Below are 1,619 nucleotides of genomic sequence, written 5' to 3'. Positions count from 1 at the left end.
CCTCGACGGCGAACTGGCGCACCCCGCCGGTGGCTTTCGCGAGGACACGCTTGGCACCCTGCCCCGGCGCCAGAACCCGCACATGCATCTGCTCGAGGCCTGCCACGCTCTCGCGGCCGTCTCACCGGACCCGCGCTGGCTGACGACCGCAGACAGGCTCGTGCACCTTATGCGCGAGCGCATGCTGGACGGCAATGGCACGCTCGGCGAGTTCTTCGGCGAGGACTGGGGGGCGTTCCCGGGCCCGCGCGGGCTGATCCGTGAGCCCGGCCATCATTTCGAATGGACCTGGCTTCTCTATCATCATGAACGGCTGACAGGCTCGGCCGAGGCTCGCGAAACGGCGCGCAAGCTCCATGCCTTCGGGCAGCGTCAGGTCGACGCGGCGGCCAACACCTCGCGCCTCGTCGTGAACGAGGTCGATCCGGCGGGCCGCGTGCTGAACGGCGCGGCGCTGCTCTGGCCGCAGACCGAATATGTGAAGGCGCTCGTCGCGCGGATCGAATTCGAGGGCGATGCGGATGCCGCGGCACGCCTCGACCGACATGTCGAGCTGATGTTCCAGCACTTCGTCGACCGCGAGAGCGGGCTCTGGGTCAACCAGATCGATGAGAGCGGCCAGCCGATCGCCGACCGGGTGCCAGTCAGAGTTCTCTACCATCTCGTGCTGGCGCTGGCTGAGATCTGCCGCGTCGACGCGGCCGGTTAGAGCAGGTTTCGATCCAGTTTGCAGCGTCATTCCGGACAAGCCGCGAAGCGGCGCAGTTCCGGAATCCATCGAAGGGCGTCGTGCTCTACGATGGATCCCGGCGTTACGCTTCGCTCCAGCCGGGATGACGATGCAGGCTGATGGGAAATCTCCCAGTCTGCGGTTCCGCGCTGTACGCTACAGCACCGCGCCGGGGTTGAGCACGCCCTTGGGATCGAGCGCCGCCTTGACCGTCCGCATCAGGTCGAGCTCGACCGGGTCCTTGACGCCCGGCAGCAGCGAGCGCTTGAGCCGGCCGATGCCATGCTCGGCCGAGATCGAGCCGTGCAGCTCGCTGACGATGGCGTGGACGGCGGTGTTCATCGCGTCCCAGCCGGCGAGGTAAGCCGCCTTGTCGGCGCCGACCGGCTGGCTGACGTTGAAATGGATGTTGCCGTCGCCGAGATGGCCGAAGGGCACCGGCCGGCAGCCCGGCACCAGCTCCTCGACCTTGGCGATGGCGCGTTTGAGAAACTCCGGCGTCGCATGCAGCGGCACGGAGATGTCGTGCTTGATCGAACCGCCCTCATGGGTCTGCACTTCCGACAGCATCTCGCGCAGCTTCCAGAGATCGGCGCGCTGCCCGAGCGAGCCGGCGAGCACTGCATCGGTGACCAGCCCCGCTTCCATCGCTTCGCCAAGAAAATTCTCAACGGCCTCGGAGAGGCCGGTTTCGCCCTGCGCCGAGACTTCCATCAGCACATACCAGGGCGACGGTTCCGAGAGCGGATCGCGGGCGCCATCGGCGTGGCGGACGACGAAGTCGAGCCCGATGCGCGGCATCAGCTCAAAGGTGGTGAGCGTGCCGCCGGCGCTGGCCTTGGCCTTGTTCAGCAGCGCCAGCGCCGCGTCCGGATCGGGCACGGCGAGG

The 1,619-nt window shown here is 67.5% G+C and carries 2 protein-coding genes; one reads left to right on the top strand and one right to left on the bottom strand.

The window, feature by feature from the left end:
* Window positions 1-709: AGE family epimerase/isomerase (locus V6M48_RS11200; RefSeq protein ID WP_332812625.1), on the top strand; the 709-nt coding region annotated here is incomplete at its 5' end.
* 177 nt (window positions 710-886) lie between these two features.
* Here V6M48_RS11200 and V6M48_RS11195 read toward each other — a convergent pair.
* On the bottom strand, window positions 887-1,619 hold a 733-nt coding region (locus tag V6M48_RS11195; protein ID WP_332812624.1), incomplete at its 5' end, for an FAD-binding oxidoreductase.

Source organism: Sphingomonas sp., from assembly GCF_036677245.1.
Taxonomy (GTDB): Bacteria; Pseudomonadota; Alphaproteobacteria; order Sphingomonadales; family Sphingomonadaceae; genus Allosphingosinicella.
The sequence above is the reverse complement of the archived record's forward strand: the minus strand, read 5'-3'. Positions and strand labels throughout refer to the sequence as shown.